At 67.0% G+C, this 21,213-nt stretch carries 19 protein-coding genes; 4 read left to right on the top strand and 15 right to left on the bottom strand.

Going from position 1 to position 21,213, the window contains the following annotated elements:
• Positions 1–118: 118 nt before the first annotated feature.
• The 5 genes from RCF13_RS18760 to RCF13_RS18740 form a co-directional block, all read right to left on the bottom strand.
• Positions 119–2,944 carry a TonB-dependent receptor gene (locus tag RCF13_RS18760; protein WP_134969087.1) on the bottom strand — a complete coding sequence of 942 codons (2,826 nt, stop codon included), beginning with the start codon at positions 2,942–2,944 and terminating at the stop codon, positions 119–121.
• Between the two features lie 410 nt (positions 2,945–3,354).
• Positions 3,355–4,671 carry an ABC transporter permease gene (locus RCF13_RS18755; protein WP_061478766.1) on the bottom strand — a complete coding sequence of 439 codons (1,317 nt, stop codon included), beginning with the start codon at positions 4,669–4,671 and terminating at the stop codon, positions 3,355–3,357.
• A 12-nt stretch (positions 4,672–4,683) separates the two neighbouring features.
• Positions 4,684–5,841, bottom strand: a complete 1,158-nt coding sequence (locus RCF13_RS18750; RefSeq protein ID WP_061478765.1) for an ABC transporter permease — start codon at positions 5,839–5,841, stop codon at positions 4,684–4,686.
• A 14-nt stretch (positions 5,842–5,855) separates the two neighbouring features.
• A complete protein-coding gene (locus RCF13_RS18745) occupies positions 5,856–6,545 on the bottom strand; it encodes an ABC transporter ATP-binding protein (RefSeq protein WP_134969086.1) in 690 nt (229 codons plus the stop codon).
• Between the two features lie 102 nt (positions 6,546–6,647).
• A complete protein-coding gene (locus tag RCF13_RS18740; RefSeq protein ID WP_231352481.1) occupies positions 6,648–7,895 on the bottom strand; it encodes an efflux RND transporter periplasmic adaptor subunit in 1,248 nt (415 codons plus the stop codon).
• Between the two features lie 327 nt (positions 7,896–8,222).
• Here RCF13_RS18740 and RCF13_RS18735 point away from each other — a divergent pair, with 327 nt between their 5' ends.
• Positions 8,223–9,446, top strand: coding sequence for a sensor histidine kinase (locus RCF13_RS18735; RefSeq protein ID WP_111201147.1), 1,224 nt, complete (start codon positions 8,223–8,225; stop codon positions 9,444–9,446).
• Complete coding sequence (locus tag RCF13_RS18730; protein WP_005420563.1) at positions 9,443–10,045, top strand: response regulator transcription factor; 603 nt, start codon at positions 9,443–9,445, stop codon at positions 10,043–10,045. The genes RCF13_RS18735 and RCF13_RS18730 overlap by 4 nt, the downstream gene beginning before the upstream one ends.
• 552 nt (positions 10,046–10,597) lie before the next feature.
• Here RCF13_RS18730 and RCF13_RS18725 read toward each other — a convergent pair.
• The 9 genes from RCF13_RS18725 to RCF13_RS18685 all read right to left on the bottom strand — a co-directional run bounded on the left by RCF13_RS18725 (position 10,598) and on the right by RCF13_RS18685 (position 18,506).
• Complete coding sequence (locus RCF13_RS18725; protein WP_005420561.1) at positions 10,598–11,134, bottom strand: cytochrome b; 537 nt, start codon at positions 11,132–11,134, stop codon at positions 10,598–10,600.
• Positions 11,131–12,234 carry a catalase family peroxidase gene (locus RCF13_RS18720; protein ID WP_134968601.1) on the bottom strand — a complete coding sequence of 368 codons (1,104 nt, stop codon included), beginning with the start codon at positions 12,232–12,234 and terminating at the stop codon, positions 11,131–11,133. The genes RCF13_RS18725 and RCF13_RS18720 overlap by 4 nt, the downstream gene beginning before the upstream one ends.
• Before the next feature lie 135 nt (positions 12,235–12,369).
• Entirely contained in the window at positions 12,370–13,737 is a 1,368-nt protein-coding gene (locus RCF13_RS18715) for a leucyl aminopeptidase family protein (protein WP_134968600.1), read from the bottom strand.
• Positions 13,738–13,740: 3 nt separating this feature from the next.
• Positions 13,741–14,460 (bottom strand): HAD-IA family hydrolase, encoded by a 720-nt coding sequence (locus RCF13_RS18710; RefSeq protein ID WP_053499497.1) that lies wholly within the window; start codon positions 14,458–14,460, stop codon positions 13,741–13,743.
• Between the two features lie 31 nt (positions 14,461–14,491).
• Positions 14,492–15,601 (bottom strand): AI-2E family transporter, encoded by a 1,110-nt coding sequence (locus RCF13_RS18705; protein WP_061478760.1) that lies wholly within the window; start codon positions 15,599–15,601, stop codon positions 14,492–14,494.
• Between the two features lie 67 nt (positions 15,602–15,668).
• Positions 15,669–16,130 (bottom strand): hypothetical protein, encoded by a 462-nt coding sequence (locus RCF13_RS18700; RefSeq protein ID WP_061478759.1) that lies wholly within the window; start codon positions 16,128–16,130, stop codon positions 15,669–15,671.
• Entirely contained in the window at positions 16,127–16,597 is a 471-nt protein-coding gene (locus RCF13_RS18695; RefSeq protein WP_004153834.1) for a phage holin family protein, read from the bottom strand. The genes RCF13_RS18700 and RCF13_RS18695 overlap by 4 nt, the downstream gene beginning before the upstream one ends.
• A gap of 8 nt (positions 16,598–16,605) precedes the next feature.
• On the bottom strand, positions 16,606–16,971 hold the full coding sequence (locus tag RCF13_RS18690; RefSeq protein WP_010486932.1) for a hypothetical protein: 366 nt from the start codon (positions 16,969–16,971) through the stop codon (positions 16,606–16,608).
• Positions 16,972–17,072: 101 nt separating this feature from the next.
• On the bottom strand, positions 17,073–18,506 hold the full coding sequence (locus RCF13_RS18685; RefSeq protein WP_019661805.1) for a Do family serine endopeptidase: 1,434 nt from the start codon (positions 18,504–18,506) through the stop codon (positions 17,073–17,075).
• Between the two features lie 489 nt (positions 18,507–18,995).
• Here RCF13_RS18685 and RCF13_RS18680 point away from each other — a divergent pair, with 489 nt between their 5' ends.
• The gene (locus RCF13_RS18680; protein ID WP_134968599.1) at positions 18,996–19,871 is read left to right on the top strand and encodes a histone; all 876 of its coding nucleotides are present in this window, start codon (positions 18,996–18,998) and stop codon (positions 19,869–19,871) included.
• A 106-nt stretch (positions 19,872–19,977) separates the two neighbouring features.
• Complete coding sequence (locus RCF13_RS18675) at positions 19,978–20,670, top strand: hypothetical protein (RefSeq protein WP_231352483.1); 693 nt, start codon at positions 19,978–19,980, stop codon at positions 20,668–20,670.
• Positions 20,671–20,685: 15 nt separating this feature from the next.
• On the opposite strand, the gene RCF13_RS18670 is transcribed toward RCF13_RS18675, so the two are convergent.
• Positions 20,686–21,045 (bottom strand): DUF1428 domain-containing protein, encoded by a 360-nt coding sequence (locus tag RCF13_RS18670; RefSeq protein WP_134968598.1) that lies wholly within the window; start codon positions 21,043–21,045, stop codon positions 20,686–20,688.
• Between the last annotated feature and the right edge of the window lie 168 nt (positions 21,046–21,213).

Genomic DNA, 21,213 nt, shown 5'->3' with positions numbered 1-21,213 from the left:
CCGGCGGGGATCCGACCCCGCTTCCACGCAAAAAAGAACGGCGCCCCGAGGGGCGCCGTTCTGCTTCCATCCACGGCCAGGAGAGAGGGATGGCCGTGGCGGGAACGCGGTTGCAGGCTTAGAAGCGCTGCTGGTACTTCATGTACATGAAGCGGCCGATGTCGAAGCCACCGTAGTAGGTGAAGCTGCTGTTCGGCTGGCTGTACATGATCGGACCCTGGTGGTTGAACACGTTGTTCACGCCCAGCGACACGGTGCCATCCCACGGCAGGCTGTAGCGCACCTGCAGGTCGTGGAAGGTGTTGGAGCCCACCTTGTTGGTTGGCGAGGCGCTGGTGTACGACGAGTTGAAGCCCGGCATGTTGCATTCGTCCATGTACGAGCACTTCTCCTTCATGCTGGAGTAGTAGCGCGCGGTCCAGCCGATGCCGAGGTCGCCGTACTGCCAATCCAGGTTGAAGGTGGAACGCACGCGGAAGTCGCCGGCCCAACCGGTACGCTGTTCCACCGGGGTGGTGGCGGCGCTGTCGTTGCGCTGCTCCAGGTAATCGGTATAGGTGGTGTTCCAGTTGACGGCGAACTTGCCGAACGCGGTTTCCGGCAGGCGGTAACGCACGTTGATGTCATAGCCGGCGGTTTCGCGGTAGCCCGCGTTGACCAGCGAGCGGTCCAGCGAGTTGACTTGGCCGTTGCTGCCACGAGTGAAGCGGCCACAGGCAGCATCCGACGCCTGCACGTAGCACTGTTCCAGGATGTTGGTGGCCGACTCACCGACGATGGCGTTGTCGATGCGGATCTTCCACCAGTCCAGGCTGACGTCCAGGCCCTGCACGAAGTCCGGGCTGTAGACCAGGCCCACGGTCCAGGTCTTGGCGGTTTCCGGCTTCAGGTCCGGGTTGGAACCCGAGCTGAAATCGGTGGTGGCCTGCTGGCCGGGCTTGGTGGCCACGCTGCCATCGCTGTTGAGCTGGCGGAAGTTGGCCGGCACCTTCAGCGCCTGGCAACGGGCAGCGACGGCCGGGCTGGTGGCGGCGGTGCCGAAGGAGGTATCGCACGGGTCGGTGAACGAGTCGCGGCTGCTGACGGTGCCGCCGTACAGGTCATCCACGGTCGGCGCACGGAAGCCGGTGCCGTAGGTGGCGCGCACCAGCAGGCTGTCGATCGGCTTCCACTTCAGGCCGAACTTGCTGTTGGTGGTGGAACCGAAGTTGTTGTAGTCCGAGTAGCGACCGGCCACGTCCAGCGACAGTTCGCGGGCGAACGGCAGGTCGGCCAGCAGCGGCACCTGCAGTTCCAGGTAGACCTCGTTGAGCGAGTAGTTGCCGCGGGTCGGCTGGCCGCTGGTGCCGGCGATCTCGCCCTTCTGCACCTTCATGTCCGGCGTGTAGCTGGCCTCCTCGCTGCGGTGCTCGAAGCCCATCGCGGCCAGGATGTCGCCGGCCGGCAGGGTGAACAGCGAACCGGAGATGTTGCCGCTGGCGACCTTGGTGGTGCTCTGCATCTTGTCGACGAAGCGGGTGAACAGGTAGTCCTGCACGTCCTGGTTGCTCAGCGAGCCCGGGCCGGTGTAACCCATCGGGGCGGCCGGGTTCCACGGCACGCAGCCGGTGATAACCGCGCCCGGCGCACCGCAACGGGCCACGTTTCCGTCCATGAAGGACGGGCCGACGGCCAGGTTGACGTGCGGCTGGTACATGCTGCCGCTACCGATGCGCTCGCCTTCGTTGCGGTTGTACATGTAGTTGATGTTCCAGTCCCAGTACCGCGAACCGGTTTCGAAGCTGCCTTCCAGGCCGATGCTGGCGCGCTTGGTTTCCAGGTTGTTCTCGGTGCCGCGCGGCAGTTCCTCGGTGCGGTGCGCGAACAGCGCATCCTGGCCCCACAGGTTGAACGCGCTGTCCTTGGACAGGGCGGCACGGCTGCCATTGCGGGCCTGCGCGGCGCTGACCGAGTACGGGTAGCCGGCCAGGTGCTTGGTCGACTCGCGCTTGCTGTACAGCGCGTCGGCGACGATGCGCAGGTTGTCAGTGATCGAGAAGCCACCGTTGGCGAACACCGAGGTGCGCTCCAGGCCGGTCAGCAGGCTCATGTTCGACTTGGTGTTGGCACCATCGGCCGGGTCCGGCGCATGGAAGTTGCCGGCCTTGCTCGGGTCGCCGCCCGGACCCACGGTCAGGTTCTTGCCACCGACGGTGACGTAGCCCCACGGCGTGTTGCCGTTGAGGCCATCGTTCGGGTGGCGCGGGCCGTTGGTGTAACGGCTGAACTCGCGGTCCTTGCCCAGCACCTCGTCTTCCTTGGTGCGCTCGGCGCCCACGCTGAACCAGCCGCGTTCGAAGGTCTTGCCGAAAGTCGCGCTGTAGGCGCGCTTCTGGCCGTCACCCTGGCCGTACTGGCCGACATAGACGCTGGCTTCGCCACCATCGAAATTCTTGCGGGTGATGATGTTGACCACACCGGCGATGGCATCGGAGCCGTACAGCGCGGAGGCGCCGTCGGTCAGCACTTCCACGCGCTCGACGATGGACGACGGGATCGAGGCCAGGTCGGAGTAGCCGCCGGCACTGACGCCCATGCGGCGGCCGTCGATCAGCACCAGGCTGCGTTCCGGGCCGAGGTTGCGCAGGCTGACGTACATGCCGCCGAAATCGCGCGAAGAAGTCAGCGACGAGGCGCGGCTCATGCTCGGCGCACCGGCGGCAGGAATGTCCTGCAGGATGTCGGCGACGTTGACGTAACCCTTCTTCTCGATCTCGGCGCGGTTGAGCGCGACCACCGGCTGTGCGGTTTCGACACTGGCCTGGCGGATGCGCGAGCCGGTGATTTCGATGCGGTCGAGGTTGGTAGGGGTATCGCCGGCGCTCTGTGCGAAGGCGGGGGCGGTGCAGCTGGCGGCCAGCGCGATGACGATCGCGTTGCGCAGCGGATTGGTTTTCAGGGACATCCGTGAAATCTCGTGTTTCAGTAAAAACATGCGCCCGTTCTATGGGCGCGTGGGGTGCTGCAAACCAACGTGGGGGGCGCGATTCTAGAATGTTTCCATTCGTAACTGTTTGTCTCGACGCCGCTGGAAGTGCGCGAAGATGAATCGCAACCAACAATCCACAGATGCACTGTGCGCAGCGTCACGCGCGCTGCGTTTGCGATGAGCAGAGGCATCGATAGCGGCGGGTTTCCTGCAATCTGTAGCAGTGCATGTGCGCAGGCATCCATCCACGCATGGCGTGGATCTACTGCATCGAGATCGGGGTCAGATCCCTTCGCGTAGCGAAGGGATCTGACCCCGCCAACGAAAAAGGGACGGAGCCTTCGCTCCGTCCCCTGCGTGATGCGCAGTCCACCGCTGCATGATGCTCAGGTTTCGCGCAGCGCCGTGGTGATCGGCAAACGCGCCGCGCGCAGCGCCGGGAAAAGGCCGCCGACCAGGCCGATGCCCAGTGCCCATTTCAGGCCGGTCCACAGCAGTTCCGGTGATACGTGGAACTTGAACACCACCGCGCTGAAGTTGCTGCCGATGGTGGACACGCTGTAGCCATTGAACAGCAGCCATGCAACCGCACAGCCGAGCAGGCCACCGAGCAGCGCCAACAGCATCGTTTCCAGCATCACCGCCGTCACCACCGGCAGGCCGCGGAAGCCGATCGCACGCATGGTGGCGATTTCGCGGGCGCGCGTGGCCACGGCCGCATACATGGTGTTGAGCGCGCCGAACACCGCACCGACCGCCATGATCGTGCCGATCACCTTGCCCAGGATGTCGATCAGCTTGGTCAGCCCGCCGCCCTGCTTGCTGTAGTAGACGCGGGTGGTTTCCACGTCCAGCTTCAGGCGTGGGTCGGCAGCGACGGCCGCCTTGAACTGATCGAAGCCGGCCTTGCCATCGGTACGCACGCTGATCGACTGCCAGGCACTGCGCTGGTAGGTGGTGGCCAGCGTATCGGCGTCGGTCCACAGTTCCGAATCATGCGCATCGCCAGTGGCGAACACACCGACCACGGTCCAGGTCTGGTTGCCCAGCGTCAGCGTCCTACCGACCTCCATGTCGCGGAACTGGCCCTTGGCGCCCTGGCCGACCACGATCTCGCGCAGCCCGGTGGCGAACTTGCGGCCCTCAACGATCTTGACCTTGTCATGCACCGCCCACGCCTGCGGGCCGACGCCGCGGAACTGGGCGTTGACGTCGGTGCCATCGGACTTGGACACCAGGTTGACCACCTGCGACAGTTCCGGTGACAACAACGGCCGGCCCTGCGCATCGCGGCTGATGCCGGGCAGGGTGGACAGCATGGGTACCTGCTCGCGGGTGATCACCGAGTTGGTCTCGGCCTGCGAGCCACCGCGCAGCACGATGGCAGTGGTGTCATCGCCGGTGTTGTTGAGCGTGGCCTGGAAGCCTTCGCCCATCGCCAGCATCGCCACCAGCACGCCGACCACGCCGGCAATGCCGACCACGATCACCGAGGACGCGCCCCAGCGTTGCGGCAGGCTGGCCACGCCGATGCGGGTGGCGGCCAACGCCAGCCGTCCACCGCGGGTCAGCAGCAGCCACAGCGTTACCAGCACGGCCACGGCCAGCACGCCAAACCACGGCAGCCCGATCCACAACACCAGGCCGATCGCAAGCAGCAGCACGGTTACGCCGTTGCCCAGCCATTTCTTGAGCTTGTTCATCTGCAATCCTCCTCAGCGGCCGGCCAGTGCATCGACGATCTTCAGGCGCTTGGCACGCAGCGCGGGCAGCAGCCCGACGATGATGCCGATCACTACGATCAGGCCCAACCCCATCAGCCAGGTCGGCGTTGGTACGTGTGGCGGCAGCATGCCCATGCTCTTCGGGCCGATCGCCGGCAGGATCAGGGCGGCCAGGCCCATGCCGATCAGGCCACCGAGGCCGATCAGCAGCACCGATTCCACCATCACCAGGGTCAGCACGGTGCTGTCCTTGAAGCCCAGCGTTTTCAGCGTGGCCAGCTCCGGCACGCGCTCGCGCACGGCCTGCGCCATGGTGTTGCCGGTCAACAGCAGCAGGGTGAAGAACACCGCGCCCATGATCGAGGTGACGATCATGCCGATATCCGCGAACTGCTTGACGAAGGCCTGCTGGAACGCCGATTCGGTCTGGGTCTTGGTCTCGTGGTCGGAGTTGGCCGAGATCGCATCGATCGCCTGTGCCACCCGCGAAGAGTGGTCCGGGTTGTCCAGCGTCACCGTGTACCAGCTCACCTGGTTCTTGATGTAGTCGTTGGATTCGTCGAAGTACTTCCAGTTCATCATCAGCTGGCGTTCTTCATTGGCGGCCAGCGCGCGGTCCTTGGAGCGGTAGACGCCCTTGAGCACCAGTGGCCAGTCATTGCTGCCGCCACGCGGGAAGATCGTCGCCTGCAGCGGGATGGTATCGCCGATCTTCCAGCCGAACTGCTTGGCCAGGGTTTCGCCGACGATGGCGCCGGTGCGGGTCTGCTTCCAGTCCTCCAGCTGTGCCGGATCGATCTGCAGCTCGCGGTAGACATCGAAGTAGTTGGGTGACACCGAGAAGTTCGGGAAGAAGTTCTTCGGGTCCTGGTAGATGCCACCAAACCACATGCCATAAGCCACGTCACGGACACCGGCTACCTGGCGCACCTGTGCTTCCAGCCGGATCGGCAGCGACTGGGTGATCGACAGCCGCGAGGCCACGATCAGCCGGTTGGCACCTTCCACGCTGCCACCCGACGAGAACGCCACCCGCACCGAATCGAGCATGCCGAACAGCAGGAACGCGGCCACCACCGACAGCAGGGTCAGCAGGGTGCGGGTACGGCTGCGGAACAGCTGTGCCCACACCAACGAGAAGTATTTCATCGCTGTGGCCTCCGTCAGTGGGCCAGCGGCGCGTCGGCCAGCTCGCCCTTGTCCAGGTGCACCGTGTGCGTGGCGTACTCGGCGGCCTTCGGGTCATGGGTGACCATGATGATGGTCTTGCCGTGCTCGCGGTTGAGCTGCTGCAACAGGCCGAGGATCTCCTCGGCCGATTGGCGGTCGAGGTCGCCGGTCGGTTCGTCGCAGATCAGGAAGGTCGGGTCGGAGACGATCGCGCGGGCGATCGCCACGCGCTGCTGCTGGCCGCCGGACAGTTCATTCGGGCGATGGCTGCGGCGGTCGGCCAGGCCCACCAGGGTCAGCGCGATCTCGGCATTGCGGCGGCGCTGCGCCGCGCTGAGGTGGGTCAGCAGCAGTGGCAGTTCCACGTTCTTCTGCGCGGTCAGCATCGGCATCAGGTTGTAGAACTGGAACACGAAGCCAACGTGGTGGCTGCGCCAGGTCGACAGCTGGCTACCGCTCATCTGGTCGATGCGCTCGCCTTCGATGCTGATTTCGCCGCCACTGGGGTTGTCCAGCCCACCGATCAGGTTGAGCAGGGTGGTCTTGCCCGAGCCGGACGGGCCCATCAGCGCAACGAAGTCGCCGCTGGCGATGTCCAGGTCGATGCCGTGCAGCACCTGCACTTGCTCGGGGCCACGCTGGTAGGTCTTGGTGATGTTGCGCAGTGAAACCAGGGTCGACATGGGTGGTTCTCCACGGAAGGCGGGAAACGGGGAAGCGCACCTGCGGTGGCTGCGGGCGTGCGTCGAGCGGTGTTGCCGGCGGCGCCCATGGGCGCCAGGCCGTTACTGCGCTTGTTTCTGTTGCACCTTGGCGCCATCGCGCAGGGTGTCCGGCGGGTTCACCACCACCGGCTCACCTGCGCTCACGCCCTTGAGGATCTGGCGGTCCTCGCCCATCGCCTGGCCGGCCTCGACCGTGCGCTGCTGCACGCGGTTCCCGTCACCCAGCACGAAGGCCACCGAGGCACCGTCGCGCTGGACCACGGCGCCGCCCGGCACGCGCACGCCCTGCGGCTTGGCTGCGGCCTGCGGCTGCGCCTGTTCCAGGAAGCTGACCCGCACGCCCATCTCCGGCACGATGCGCGGGTCTTTCACCTTCAGCGCCACGCGCACCTTCACCGTGGCCTTGCCGCGGTCGGCGGTGGGGATGATGGCGATGACCTCGCCGGGAATCTTCCACTCCGGATAAGCGTTGAGCGTGGCTTCCACCGGCATCTTCGGTTGCACGCGGCCGATGAAGGCCTCGCCGACCTCGACTTCGATCTCCAGCGAGTCCATGTCGACGATGGTGCCGATGCCGGTACGGGTGAAGCCACCACCCGCCGACAGCGGCGAAACGATCTCACCGGGCTGCGCCGCCTTGGCGGTGACCACTCCGGAGAACGGCGCGCGCACGATGTTGTTGTCCACGCCCAGATCGGCGATGGCCAGCTGGTCGTTGGCAACCTTGACGTTGCGCTGCGCGGTATCCAGCTGCGCACGCAGGCTGTCGCGCTGGGCCACGGCCTGGTCGTACTGCGAGCGCGAGACCAGCTGCTGGCCAACCAGCGCCTGCAGGCGGCTGGCTTCGGCGGCGGTCTGCCTCTGCTGCGCCTCCAGCCCGGCGACCTGGCTGCGTGCGGCCTGCAGCTGCGAGGCGTACAGGCTGCGCTGCGCGTCGGCATCGATCGGGTCGAGCGTGGCCATCACCTGGCCAGCCTCGACCCGCATGCCTTCTTCGATCATCACCTCGCGCACCTTGCCGGTGATCTTGGCCGATACCGTGGCCATGCGCCGGGCGACCACGTAGCCACTGGCGTCGAGCACCGAGCTGCTGGCGCTGCCCTGCTGGATGGTCACGGCGGGAGCGGTTTCCACCTCTACGGCCGGTGCGCGACCGAACAGGTAGGCCACGGCCGCGGCGACCAGCAGCACGACCACGATGATCGCGATCCACAACCCGCGGCGGCCACCGCCATTGCCTCCGGCGGCCGGCGGCGGCGACTTGCGGTCGATACGGAGTTCCTTCAACAGCTCGGCAGAAGCGTTCATTCGTTCCATCACATGCGTTCGGGCGGGTGTGGCCGGAAGCGCGGACGACGGCGGTTCCGGCGGTGGAGCGTGCGGCACAGCATGAAGGCAGGCACAGCGAAGACGGCAGTGACAGCTGTCATCCGATGACACTGACGGCGGCAACTGCGAAATGTGACCACGGCGGCACAGGATGGCAACGTTCCCGCTACCGGTACTGCCCATGGATCCGATCGCCCCATTGCCGGCCCGCCGCAGCGGCGCCGCCAAGCGTACCGTGATCTGCGCTCGGTTGCGCCGGTGCCGCCCAGCCGACGGTGGCGCCTGCGCGCAGGCGGCTGAACTGGCATGATCGGCGGCGATCGTCCCCGCCTGGAACCGCCCGTGCCGTCCATCTGGCTTGCCTCGCTGCTGCGCCCCGCGCCCGACTCGGCGGTGGCCGAGACGCTGCGCCGGGGAAAGTCCCCCTGGGGCGAGGCAATCCACCTGCTGTGGTCAGTGTGGATCTTCCTGACGCCCTTGCTTGGCCATGGCTTCACCCTGCGCTGGCTGCTGCTGACGCTGGCCAGCTATCCGGTGTTCCTGCTGCTGTACGCCAAGGTGATGGTGGCGCCGCGCCATCACGCTCCGCGCTATGCCCTGGGCCTGATCGCGATGTCGCTGGTGCTGCTGCCCTGGTACCCGTCTGGGCTGACCTACTTCGTGTTCGGCTGCGTGCTGCTGCGGGTGAGCGGTCGCGGCGGCTGGTGGCAGTATCTGCTGCAGCTCACTGGTCTGAACCTCCTGTTCTGCAGCCTCGCCCTGCTGTTCCAGTACCCGTGGCAGAGCCTGGTCTGGATCCCCGCCGTGTCCTATATCGTCGGCCTGGTCGTGAACGTGGAGGCACTCAACCAGCAGAAGGATGCGGCACTGCAGCTTTCGCAGGACGAGGTGCGGCGGCTAGCAGCCACCGCCGAGCGCGAACGCATCGGCCGCGACCTGCACGACCTGCTCGGCCACACCCTGTCGCTGATCACGTTGAAGCTGGAACTGGCGCGCAAGCTGCACGACCGCGGTGATGCACGCGCGCGGCAGGAGATCGGCGAGGCCGAGGCCATCGCCCGCGAGGCGCTGGCGCAGGTCCGAAGTGCGGTCACCGGTATCCGCGCCAGCGACCTGGCCGGCGAGCTGGCATCGGCGCGGCTGCTGCTGGAGTGCCAGCAGGTCCACCTTCAGTACGCTCCACCACCGGCGATGCCGGTGGATGTCGAACGCGGGCTGGCACTGGTGCTGCGCGAGGCCGCGACCAATATCGTGCGCCATGCACAGGCGACGCAGGCACGGGTGGAGTTCATGCTGGAGGGACGCATGCTGGCGATGCAGATCCGCGACGATGGTCGTGGCGGCGTGCAGGCGGAGGGCAATGGGTTGTGCGGCATGCGCGAACGCGTGGCCGCCCTGGGTGGAAGCCTGCAGGTGCAGTCCGCAAAGGGCGAGGGCACGGTGCTGACCGTGCGCGTGCCACTGGCCGCTGCGACCACACCGCTGCCGCCAGGCGTGCCGCCGTCGCTGGTGCAGGACGGTGCCGCATGATCCGCATCCTGCTGGCCGAAGACCAGGCGATGGTACGCGGCGCACTGTCGGCGCTGCTGGGCCTGGAAGCGGATATCGAAGTGCTGGGCAGCGCCGCGGACGGCGAAACCGCGTGGCGCATGCTGCAGCAGCTGCAGCCGGACATCCTGGTGACCGACATCGAGATGCCGGGCCTGTCCGGGTTGGAGCTTGCACAGCGCATCGCGCGTCACGAGCTGCCGATCAAGGTGGTGATCGTGACCACCTTCGCCCGCGCAGGTTTCCTGCGCCGCGCGCTGGAAGCCGGCGTGCTGGGTTACCTGCTGAAGGACGCACCGGCCGAGAACCTGGCCGAGGCACTGCGCAAGGTGAAGCAGGGCATCCGCGCGATCGACCCGCAGCTGGCACTGGATGCGTGGTCGCAGGCCGACCCGCTGACCGACCGCGAGCGTCGCGTGCTGCGGCTGGCGGGTGAGGGCCGCACCGCCAGCGAGATCGCCGAGCAGTTGGGGCTGTCGCACGGCACGGTGCGCAACTATCTGTCCGAGTGCATCGGCAAGCTGGGCGTGGCCAATCGCATTGAGGCGTACCGGCTGGCGCGGCAGAAAGGGTGGTTGTAGCGGCGCCTTGCGTTTCCCGGTGATGTCATTTCCGCGACCGCGGAGGGGTGTCACTTTCTTTGCGCGCAAAGAAAGTAACCAAAGAAACGCTCCGCCGGCCGCGAGCCGCCGCTACGCGACGGTTCCCTGTGCTCCTCGGTCCGTCGAGGTACGGCGCGGGAACTCGCTGCGCTCAGACACCCGCGCCTCTTCGCCCTCGCCGGACCTGCGGTGCTCGGCTCGCTCAAGGCGGACTTGAAGGTCAAGATCAACAGCAAGAGCATCCACGCATGGCGTGGATCTACTGGGTGCAGCTTCTGCCTTTGACGTTGGTTCCGCCTTTTAGCGAGCCGAGCATCGCAGGGGAATCAGGGGCGCAGAGGCGCCGATGTCTGAGCGCAGCGAGTTCGGCGCCGGCCCCTGATTCACCGAGAAGCGCAGGGTACCGGCGCATAGCGCCGGCTCGCGTTCTGGCGGCGTGTTTCTTTGGTTACTTTCTTTGCGCGCAAAGAAAGTGACACCCCTCCGCGGTCGCGGAAACGATCCGCCGGGAACTCCCGGCGAACCCGATCATCACTCCTTCCCGCGCGCCATCGCCTGGAACACCCCGTCCCGCCGCACCCACAGGTGGAACAACGCCGCACCCACATGCATCAGCACCGTGGCGAACAACACATAGGCCAACAGGCTGTGCGCATTGCGCAGCGCGGCATACAGCGCCGGGGTATGCGGCACGATCGGCGGCAGGTGCAGCCCTCCCCACAGCACGATCGGGTATCCGCCGGCCGACAGCATTGCCCAGCCGATCAACGGCATCGCCAGCATCAGCGCGTACAGCATCCAGTGCGAGGCCTTGGCCGCTACCCCCTGCCAGACCGGCAGGTCGGCAGGCAGCGCCGGTGGGCGATGGCGCAGCCGGTTGTACAGGCGCAGCAGCGCCAGCAACAGGATCGCGATGCCCAGTGGGCGGTGCAGGTCGATCAGCGCGGGACGCAGGTGCAGCGAGGCGACCATGGTCACGCCGATGAACAGCATGGCGACGATCATCAGCGCCATGGACCAGTGCAGCACCCGCGCCAGCAGGTTGAAGTGGCCGTTGCCGGTGCTCATCGTGCGGCCTCCTTCGGTTGTTCGACGTTGCCGCTGGCGCGCTCGCGTTCACGGCGGTTGAAGGACTGCGAGTACACCGCCGAGCGGGCCGCCAGGATCGGATCATTACTGCCGCGCACCCCACTGGGCAGGATCAGCGGATCGAAGTTGATCTGGCCGCAGGCGCCTTCTTCCTGCGACTGCATGCGGTCCAGGCTGAGTACGCCCGCCACTACCTGGTCACGCGACTCGGGCCACGGCACCGACGGATCATCGATGGCATCGCCGGGCTCGGCGGTGGTCACGATCAGGTTCCAGCGCACCGGGCCGCGGGCCAGGCGCTGCTGCAGTTCCTGGCTGAGGAAATCGACGCTGGCCTGCTTGCGCGCTTCCGCATCCATCTCCACCACCGGCGCCAGCGGCTGCCAGCGCCAGCGCACCGCACGCTTCTGGCCCTGCGCATTGGTGAACCAGAAACTGTTGACGCTGTTGAAAGTGGTGTCGGCCCAGCTGCTGGTCCATGGCGCTGTCTTCGCCCACTGCTGGAACGCCTGCGCACTGGGGTATTTCGCCAGCACTGCCGCCATCTTCTGCGGGTCCGGCTTGCCGGTGGCCGGGTCGGGAATCGAGGCGCGCGTCTGCTCGTAGAACGCCTCGGCCGTGGGTACCGCGAAGAACGGGAAGCTGTTCATCGCCATGCGCCATTCCTGGCCATCATCGCTGACCATCTGCACCGCCAGGCTGCGCACGCGTGCGGTGTTGTCGGCGCCGTAGGGGTCGCCGCCACCGATTGACAGGCGGCCCATCACCGGCACCCGCGTCTGCGAGAACACCCGGGCACTGGACAGGGTAGGGGCCTGCGCGCTGGGTTCGAACCAGCCGCTTACGCAGATGCCCTTGCTGTGTGCACGGCGGAAGCCCGGATGGGCCGGGCCGGTGGCCTCGATGGTGTCGGTGAAGCGCTGCGCGGTGAGGCGGTCGCCCATCCAGCCGGCCAGCCAGGCGAAGGCCAGCACCACGGTTCCCAGGATGAGCGCGATCAGCGCGATCCAGAGCAGGGGGGAATGCTTGCGCGGTGCGCCCGGCGTCTGGCCGGAACGGGTGTAGCCGAAGAGCGACATGGTCGGAGTCCTGCCTTCACGGAGCGTGTGGGTGGTCGACCCACACATCCTCGCAGAACCCGGCCGAGGCCGAAATTCAATTTTTCGTCAGATTTGCCGGGGACGGCGTGCCGACCAAGGTCGGCATCCACCCGATCAGCTGTAACGCGCCTTCAGCATCGCCCAGGCCGAGCGCAGCGCCAGCGCTTCGCCACCGGCCGGACGGCCCGGGCGTTCGCCGTCGTTCCAGGCGTACACGTCCAGGTGCGCCCAGCGCTGGCTGTCTTCCAGGAAGCGCTCCAGGTACAGCGCGGCGGTCACCGAGCCGGCCATGCGCGAACCGGCATTGGCCAGGTCGGCGATGCCGCTGCTCAGATAGCGCAGGTAGGGGCGCCACAGCGGCATGCGCCAGACCGGGTCACGGGTTGCGTCGCCGGCCTGCAGCCACTGCTGCGCCACCGTGTCGTCGTTGCTGAAGAGCGCCGGCAGATCCGGACCCAGCGCGATGCGTGCGGCACCGGTGAGCGTGGCGAAATCCAGCACCAGGTCCGGCTTCTGCTCACCAGCGAAGGTCAGCGCGTCGCACAGGATCACGCGGCCTTCGGCATCGGTGTTGTCGATCTCCACGCTCAGGCCCTTGCGGGTGGCGATCACTTCGCCCGGGCGGAACGCATCCGGACCTATCGCGTTTTCCACCGCCGGCACCAGCAGGGTCAGCCGCACCGGCAGTCCGCGCGCCATCACCAGGCCGGCCAGGGCCAGCGCATGCGCGGCGCCGCCCATGTCCTTCTTCATGTTGCGCATGCCGTCGGCCGGCTTGATGTCCAGGCCGCCGGTATCGAAGCACACGCCCTTGCCGACCAGCACCAGTGCCGGGTCGGTTTCCTTGCCCCAGCGCAGCACCACCAGACGCGGCGCGCGGTGCGACGCGCGGCCCACGGCGTGGATGGCCGGGAAGTTCTGCTTCAGCAGTTCATCGCCGGTGATCGCCTCGACCTGCGCACCATGTGCATCGGCCAGTGCACGCGCGGCGTCTTCCAGCTGCTGCGGCCCCATGTCTTCGGTCGGGGTGTTGACCCAGTCGCGCACGCGCAGGCTGGCGGCGATCAGGTCGGCCACTTCGCCGGACGGTGCGGCCACCAGCTGCGCCGGGGCGCGGTTGCGCTTGCGGTAACGGTCGAAGCGGTAGCTGCCCAAACCCCAGCCCAGCTGCAGCAGCGCCTGTTCGGCAGCAGGCAGTTCATTGGCCAGCTGCCAGACACTGCCTTCCGGCAGCGCGTGCGGCGCATGCGCATAGCTGTAGGCATCGGCGCGATCACCCACACCCATCACCGCGCCGGCCAGGCCCTCACTGCCGGGCAGCAAAGCCACGCTGTGCGCACCGGCAGTGAAACCCTGCGAGGCCAGCCAGGCCTGGGTGGCGGCCGGTTGGCCTTGCTTCCAGGCGGCGAACTGCTCGCGGTCCAGCACGTACAGCGGCAGCGCTGCGGCGGTGTCGGCGGTGAAACCAGTGATCTCGCTCATGCGTCAGGTACTCCGGGATGCGGCGGCGTCGAGGTTGGCGTCCAACCAGTCGGCCAGGCCGGTGAGGGTGTCGAACTGCAGGTCCGGCTGCAGTTTCGGATGGGTCCAGGTGGCTGCTTCGCGGTTGATCCAGCACCCGCGCAGGCCGGCGGCGATCGCCCCGGCCACGTCCATTTCGGCGTGGTCGCCGACATGCAGCACCTGTGCCGGCGCCACACCCAGGCGGGTGCAGGCGGCATGGAAGATGCTTGCCTCCGGCTTGGCCGCGCCGTGTTCGCGCGCGCCCAGCTGGAAGGCGAAATGATGGGCCAGGCCGATCCGCTCCAGATCGGCATTGCCGTTGCTCAGTGCTGCCACCGGCACCCGCGCCGCAATCCTCGCCAGCGCATCGATCGCATCGGGATAGCACTCGACCTGGTTGCGCGCGGCGTAGAACGCTTCGTACGCTGGCTCCAGCAGATCGAGGCTGGCACCACTGGCGTGCAGCGCTTCGTGCAGGGTCAGCCGACGCAGCGCGCTCAGGTCGTGGTGGAGGTGCGGATGGGCGTGGTACAGGCGCTCGCGCAGTTCGCGCATCGCCGCCACCGGATACATCGCGGCGGTGGCGGGGCTGTGTTCACGCATCCACTCGTGCAGGACCAGGTCGATGCGGGCGCCAATCGGAGCGAACGGCCACAGCGTGTCGTCAAGGTCGAGAGTGATGGCTTGGACGGGGAAATTCACCCCTCCATTCTACGCCTGCCCGCGCGGGCTTTCATTCCAGCAGCCGTGCCCAGCCCTGCATGCCGTCCAGCCGTGCCAGTACCAGCTTGATGCAGACCAGCAGCGGCACCGCCAGCAGCAGGCCGATCATGCCCCAGGCCCAGCCGAACACCATCAGCGCCAGGATCAGCACCAGCGGCGACAGCTTCATGCGCCGGCCCAGCACGATCGGGGTCACCATCTGCCCTTCCAGAGTGTGCAGGGCCAGGTACGCGGCCGCCGGCAGCAGCGCCTGCAGCGGGTCGCGGAATTCCACGAAGCCCATCAGCAGCATCAGTGCCACCCCGATCAGCGGGCCGACGTACGGGGCAAAATTCAGCAGCGCGGCCACCGTGCCCCACAGCAGCGCCTCCTGCAGGCCGATGCCGAGCAGCATCAGCACGCCAGCGAACACCAGCCCGACCAGGGTGTTGATCACGCTGATGGTCAGCACATAGCGCGAGACCTCGCGCTCGATCGACCGCAGGATGTCGGCGGTGAAGCGCTGCTGCTGGCGGTTCGGGAACAGCGCGATCGCCGCGCGCTGCAGGCTCTGCCCGTAGATCATGAAGAACAGGGTCAGCAGCACCACGGCCAGCACCGAGGCGGCAAGCCGTGGCGCGCGGGTCAGCATGCGGTACGGGTCGTCGAGCTGGGTGCGGATCACCTGCACCTTGTGGTTGCTGTCGCCGCCGGCGACGCGCGCGAAGTTCTCCGCCGCCTGGTTGGCCTGCTGCACCGGCTTGGTCAGGTCCTGCACCTGGCGGGCCACCTTGCGCAGCTGCTGCGGGGCTTCCTGCGCCCATTCCATCGCCGGGCCGATCAATTGCACCGCCAGCGAACCGGTCACGCCCAGGCCGGCGCCGAGGACCAGCAGCGCGCCCAGCGCGCGCGGAATCCACAGTTTCTGCAGCAGGCGCAGGATCGGGTTGCCGACCAGCGCGAAGAACATCGCCAGCAGCACCGGCAGGATGATGTCCTGCGCCGCCCACAGCGTGTAGCCCACCGCCAGGGTCGCCAGCACCACCAGCGACATCGGCCCGCGTGGGCGAGACGGAGGCGGCAGCGGTGCCTCCGGGTCCTGCGGATCGGCTGGTGACAGGGACAGGGAGGACTCGCTCATCGACGCATCAGCCGGAAGGGGGAGCGCATTATCCGCCGGCCGCCATCGGCGCGGCGGATTCCATGGATCAACGTTCGGACAGTTCCGTGGCCGCCTCGGCCGGGCGCGGTTCGCGCAGGTCCGGTTCCGGCTCCGGCACAGCTCGCGCTGCCGGTGCGGGCCGTGCTTCAGCGGCGGAGGCCGCTGCCTGTGCCTGTTCGCTGGCGTTGTCGGCTTCTTCGGCCGCATCGTCGGCGGTGGCCGCCGCCTGCGCCGCCATCGCCGTGGCGAACGCCGCCTGCGCACTGGCGAACAGGTTCGAGACCGAACCGACCATCTGCAGCCAGCGCGCACCGTTGACCTTGCCCGGCATTTCCAGCTTGCCGGCAATGAAGCCACCGGCAAGGCCCACCACCACGATGCGCAGTGGCGACCAGCCCTGGCGCCAGACCTGGCTGAGCGTGGACCAGTGGTCCTGGGTCTCGACCAGACGCACGGTCACCACCTGTTCGCAGCGCTTCACCCGCCGCTGCAGCGCACCGAACTTCATGGCTTGCCCTCTGGCAGCTGCACATCGGCATCGGGGTCGTCTTCGCTGGGCTCGTCGAACAGGCCCAGGCGGGACAGCTGGCGCCGGGTGGCGTGCATGCCGGTGTGGTGGAAGAAGTAGGACACCCGCCAGATCGCATAACCGGTGACGGCCAGGCTCAGCAGCGAGGTGATCAGCAGGGCCTGTAGCCAGCTCAGGCCCCAGCTTTGCAGCAGGGCGATGAGGGTGGCGGCCATCAGCAGCCAGGCCGACGCACCAAATACGATCGCTACCCCGGCCCAGGCCAGTGCACGGCCGAATGCGCTGCGAGCCAGCGCGAAGTCGGCCGAGGCCAACCGGCGCAGCGAACGCAGCGAGTGCTTGGCCGAGTCGGCAGCGGCACGACCGGCCGCGCCGACCTGGCGGATGCTCTCATCCAGCGGCGGGGTAGCCGCCGGATCAGGGGCTTGCGCGTTGTCTTCGCTCACGCCGCGGCTTACTTGTCGCTGCTGCCGCGGGCCAGCTTGGCGATGATCCAGCCGGCAGCGAAGGCCACGCCGAACGAGGCCAGCGGACGCTCACGGATCAACTCGGCGGCGCTGTCGATCAGGTCCTTGCCCTTGTCCATCAGTGCATCGACCTGTTCCTTGGCGGCGGCACCACCAAACTCGGCAGCGGCCAGGCCGGACAGCGCGCTATCGGACAGTTCAGCCTTGACGTTGGCCTTGCCGATGCGCAGTTCGTCGGTGGCGGCACCGGTGGCGCCCTTGATCGCACCGCCGGCGGCGCTGGCGGCCTGCTTCAGGTGGGAACCGGCTTCACCCAGGTGTTCCTTCAGGTTCTCGGTATTGGTGGGGCTCATCGAATCACTCCTGTTGCGATGGGGGAACGGGTGTCGGCGGTGCCGACCTGGACGGACAGCAATAGCATTGCCGGGGTATAGGGGGTGTTACGGCAGGGCGATCAGCGCATCACGAGCTGGCCCTGCTGCTGGCCATTGTTGCGCAGCACGCGCACCACCAGGGTCGGCGGGCGCTGCTGGAAATTGGCACGCCAGCTGGCCAGGTCGGCGAATTCGCCCACGGTGGCGTCGGTGATGATGTCGCCCTGCTGCAGGCCGTTGCTGGCGGCGCGGCTGCCGCGCTTGACCTCGCTGACCAGCACGCCGCCGACCCCCGACTGCCGCAGTGACTCGGGCAGGTCGACGAAGGTCGCACCGGTCAGGCGCGGGTCCAGGCTCTCACCGGTGACCGCGCGCGCCTGTTCCTTCAGCGTCGCCTTGATCTGCAGTGGCTTGCCTTCGCGGCGTACGTCCAGCGTCATCGCGCTGCCGACGGCCGCCAGGCCTTCCACGTTGTGCAGGGCCTCGGCGCTGTCCACGCGCTGGCCGTTGGCCGACACCACCACGTCGCCCGGTTTCAGCCCGGCTGCGGCGGCGGCCGAACCGGCCAGCACGCGGGTGATCAGCGCACCGCGGGTTTCGCCCAGGCCCAGGCCCTGCGCGATCTGCGCGGTCAGGTTCTGGCTTTCCACGCCCAGCGTGCCGCGCACCACAACGCCGTGCTTGACCAGCTGATCGACCACGCTGCGCGCCAGGTTGGAAGGAATCGCCAGGCCCAGGCCGATGTTGCCGGCCATGCTGCCCTGCGGGTTGAAGCTGGCGGTATTGATGCCGACCAGCTGGCCTTGCAGGTCGACCAGCGCGCCACCGGAGTTGCCCGGATTGATCGACGCATCGGTCTGGATGAAGTTCTGGTAGCCCAGCCCGCGGATGCCGCTGCGGCCCACCGCCGAGACGATGCCGGACGTGACCGTCTGGCTGAAGCCGAACGGGTTGCCGATGGCCACCACGAAGTCGCCTACGCGCAGCTGGTCGCTGTTGCCGAGCTTGATGTCGGTCAGGTTCTGCGCCGGAATGCGGATCAGCGCGATGTCGGTATCGCGGTCCGAACCGAGGAATTCGGCCTTGACCGTGCGCCCGTCGGCCAGTGTCACCTGTACGTCATCGGCGTTGTCGATGACATGGTGATTGGTCAGTACCAGGCCTTCCTTGGCGTCGATGATCACGCCCGAGCCCAGCGATTCGTTGATGCGTTCCTGCGGGATGTCCGGGAACAGGCGGCGGAAGAACGGGTCGTTGAAGAAGGGGTTGCGCACGCGCACCACTTGCTTGGTATTGACACTGACCACCGCCGGCATTGCCTTTTCCAGCATCGGTGCCAGCGACGGTACCGCCTGACCGGCCACCGAAGCCGGCAAGGCCGCCGTGGTCGGCAACACCGCCGGCAGCGGCGCGGCGTCGGCACGGTTGTCCATGTGGGCATTGATGCCGGTGGCAACGAAGCCACCGAAGGCGGCGGCGATTGCGAGCGTGAGCAGGGTAGGAAGCGGTCGCATGGGAGTCGGTTCGCTGGCGTGGGTGGGGGCGGTACGGCCCTACGGTAGAACAAGCTGAATGAGTGTGTCGCGATCTGGATAAATGCGCCATGAAAACGGGTGCCTCGAAGGGGGGGCGCAGGGGCCAAAACGCGGTTGTGGCGACACCCGGGCAGGTGATGGGTGCGGCACTCAAGGCCAACGCGCGCCGCACTGGCACAGGCGGATACGTGCGCAGTTCCGCGCAGGCGGGCGCCGCAATGCGCCACGACGGATGCCGGACGCTGCCTCCGTGCACGTGCGCGCGACGACGGTCAGACAATGCTGGGTTCGCGTAGCGCAGCACTGAAAAAAAGGGGTTTGCTGCGAACCGAAGGTGGCAACAGGGGCTGCTGCGTACACCATCGGCGTCGCAACAGATGCGATTGCTGGCACATGCCCCGTTCCACGATCGTCAATGTCGGTATAGCATCGCCCCGTTTTGATACTTAAGGCCCGCAGGAGGGCAACATGAGCAACGGTAATGGTGTGTCGGTCGTGACCGACGCTGTCGAGAACGTGAAAGAAACCGCCACCAACGTCGGCGAGACCATCGCCCACGCTGCCGAAGACGCAGTGAAGTCGGTCAAGAAGACCGTCAAGCGCGCCAGCAAGGCTGCCGGTACCCGCGTTGCCAAGGCCAAGAAGGCCGTGGCCAAGGTCGAGAAGACCGTTGCCAAGAAGGCCGAGAAGGCTGCCAAGTCGGTCGGCAAGACGGTTGCCAACGCCAGGAAGAAGCTGGAAGCCGCCAAGAAGAACGCCAAGGCCGAAGCTGCTGCCCTGAAGAAGGAAGTGGCGAAGAAGAAGGCGGCTGCGGGCAAGGCCGTGACCAAGAAGGCCGCCGCTGCCAAGAAGACCACCAAGGCCGCCACCAAGGCTGCCGGCAAGAAGGTCGCCACCGTGAAGAAGGCCGCCACCAAGAAGGCTGCTGTCGCGAAGAAGACCGTTGCCAAGAAGACCGCGGCCGCCAAGAAGGTGGTTGGTAAGAAGGTCGCCACCACCAAGAAGGCTGTGGCCAAGAAGACCGTCGCCGCCAAGAAGGTCGCTGGCAAGAAGGCTGTGGCTGCGAAGAAGGTTGTCGGCAAGAAGGCTGCCGCCACCAGGAAGGTCGCCACCAGGAAGACCGCTGCCGCCAAGAAGGTTGTGGGCAAGAAGGCTGCCGTCGCCAAGAAGGCCGTTGCCAGGAAGACCACTGCTGCCAAGAAGACTGTCGGCAAGAAGGTCGCTGCGACCAAGAAGGTCGTCGCCAAGAAGGCTGCGCCGCTGAAGAAGGTCGCCGCCAAGAAGGCTCCGGCCAAGAAGGCTCCGGCCAAGAAGGCCGTGCGCAAGGTCGCCAAGCGCAAGTAATCGCGCCGTGACCGAAGGCCCTGCCACCCCCGGGGTGGTGGGGCCTTTCGCGTTTCTGGGACGCGGTCTGGGGCAAGATGCAGGTTCTTCCCGCCGGAGCCCCAGCATGCGCGGTATCGATTTCAGTTCCTGGCAGGGCGTGCTGTCCACGTTGGCCGGCCTGGTCCTGATCACCCTGCTGGGCGTGGGCATCCGCTTGCTGGTGATGCAGACCCTGCAGCAGCGTCGCGAGCGCGAGAACCGGCAGATCAACGAACGGCTGCGCACGCTGATGGCGGCCTACAAGACCCTGGGCGGTTCATTCACTGGTGAACTGGGCGTGGATCCCAGCCATCGCCGCGATCTGCGCCAGCGCGAAGCGGCCGAAGGCATCGCCGAACCGCGTTCGGATCGAACGCGCCGTATCCGCGATGCGGTCGAGGCCGCGCTCTCGGACATCCTGTTGCTGGGCACCGACGAACAGGTGCGGCTGGCCGCGCGTGCCGCCAATGAACTGGCACAGGGGCGGCCGGTACATACCCACGAACTGGTGGTCTCGCTGCGCGACTTCGTGCGCGAAGCGCTGGATCTGGCGCCGATTCCGGCCGACCTGCAGATACCGCCGCAGGGGCCGACCCGGCCGGGTGCCGCCAGTGGCGGCGGCAAGGGCCGCAACGAGGGCGATGCCAAGGGCGGTCGTGCGGGTGGAGGAGGTGGCGGTAGCGGAATGGGCGCTGGCATGGGGGGTGTCGGCCTCGGCGCCGGCGCCGCTCTGGGCGCCGGCCATGCGTCTGCCAGCGATGAAACGGACGCGCGCTGAGCACGTCCGCCCGGTTCAGCGCGTCAGCTCGTAGAGCGGCACGAAGCCGCCGTAGATCATCCGCGCGCCGTCGAACGGCATCGGATTCTTCGCAGGATCAAACCGCGGGTCTTCCATCATCTTCTTCATGCCGGCGTCGCGGGTCGGCTTGTCCGGCCATTCGATCCAGGAAAACACCACCGTCTCGTCCGGCGTGGCTTTCACTGCGCCGAAGAAGTCGGTGGTCTTGCCGTGCGGCACGTCATCGCCCCAGCACTCGACCACGCGCAGTGCCCCGTACTCGATGAAGACCGGATTTCCTGTGCGTGCATGGGCGAGGAACTTCTCCTTGTTGGCGGTGGGCACCGCCAGGACGAAACCATCGATGTAGCTCATTGCCAGCCTCCGGATGGACCGTGCCGCATGCACGGCCTTCAATTACACGACGAACCAGGGGATCGGGGATCGACAGCGGTGGATCGTGAGGAAACCTGAAAATGCACGCGCGCCGCGCGCGTATGCCAGAGACAGCCTGAATCAAGCCAAAAAATTCAGCAATGCGAA

Origin of the sequence: Stenotrophomonas maltophilia group sp. RNC7 (assembly GCF_030910085.1) — a bacterium.
GTDB classification, from domain to species: domain Bacteria; phylum Pseudomonadota; class Gammaproteobacteria; order Xanthomonadales; family Xanthomonadaceae; genus Stenotrophomonas; species Stenotrophomonas sepilia.
This window is presented reverse-complemented; position numbering and strand designations above follow the sequence as displayed.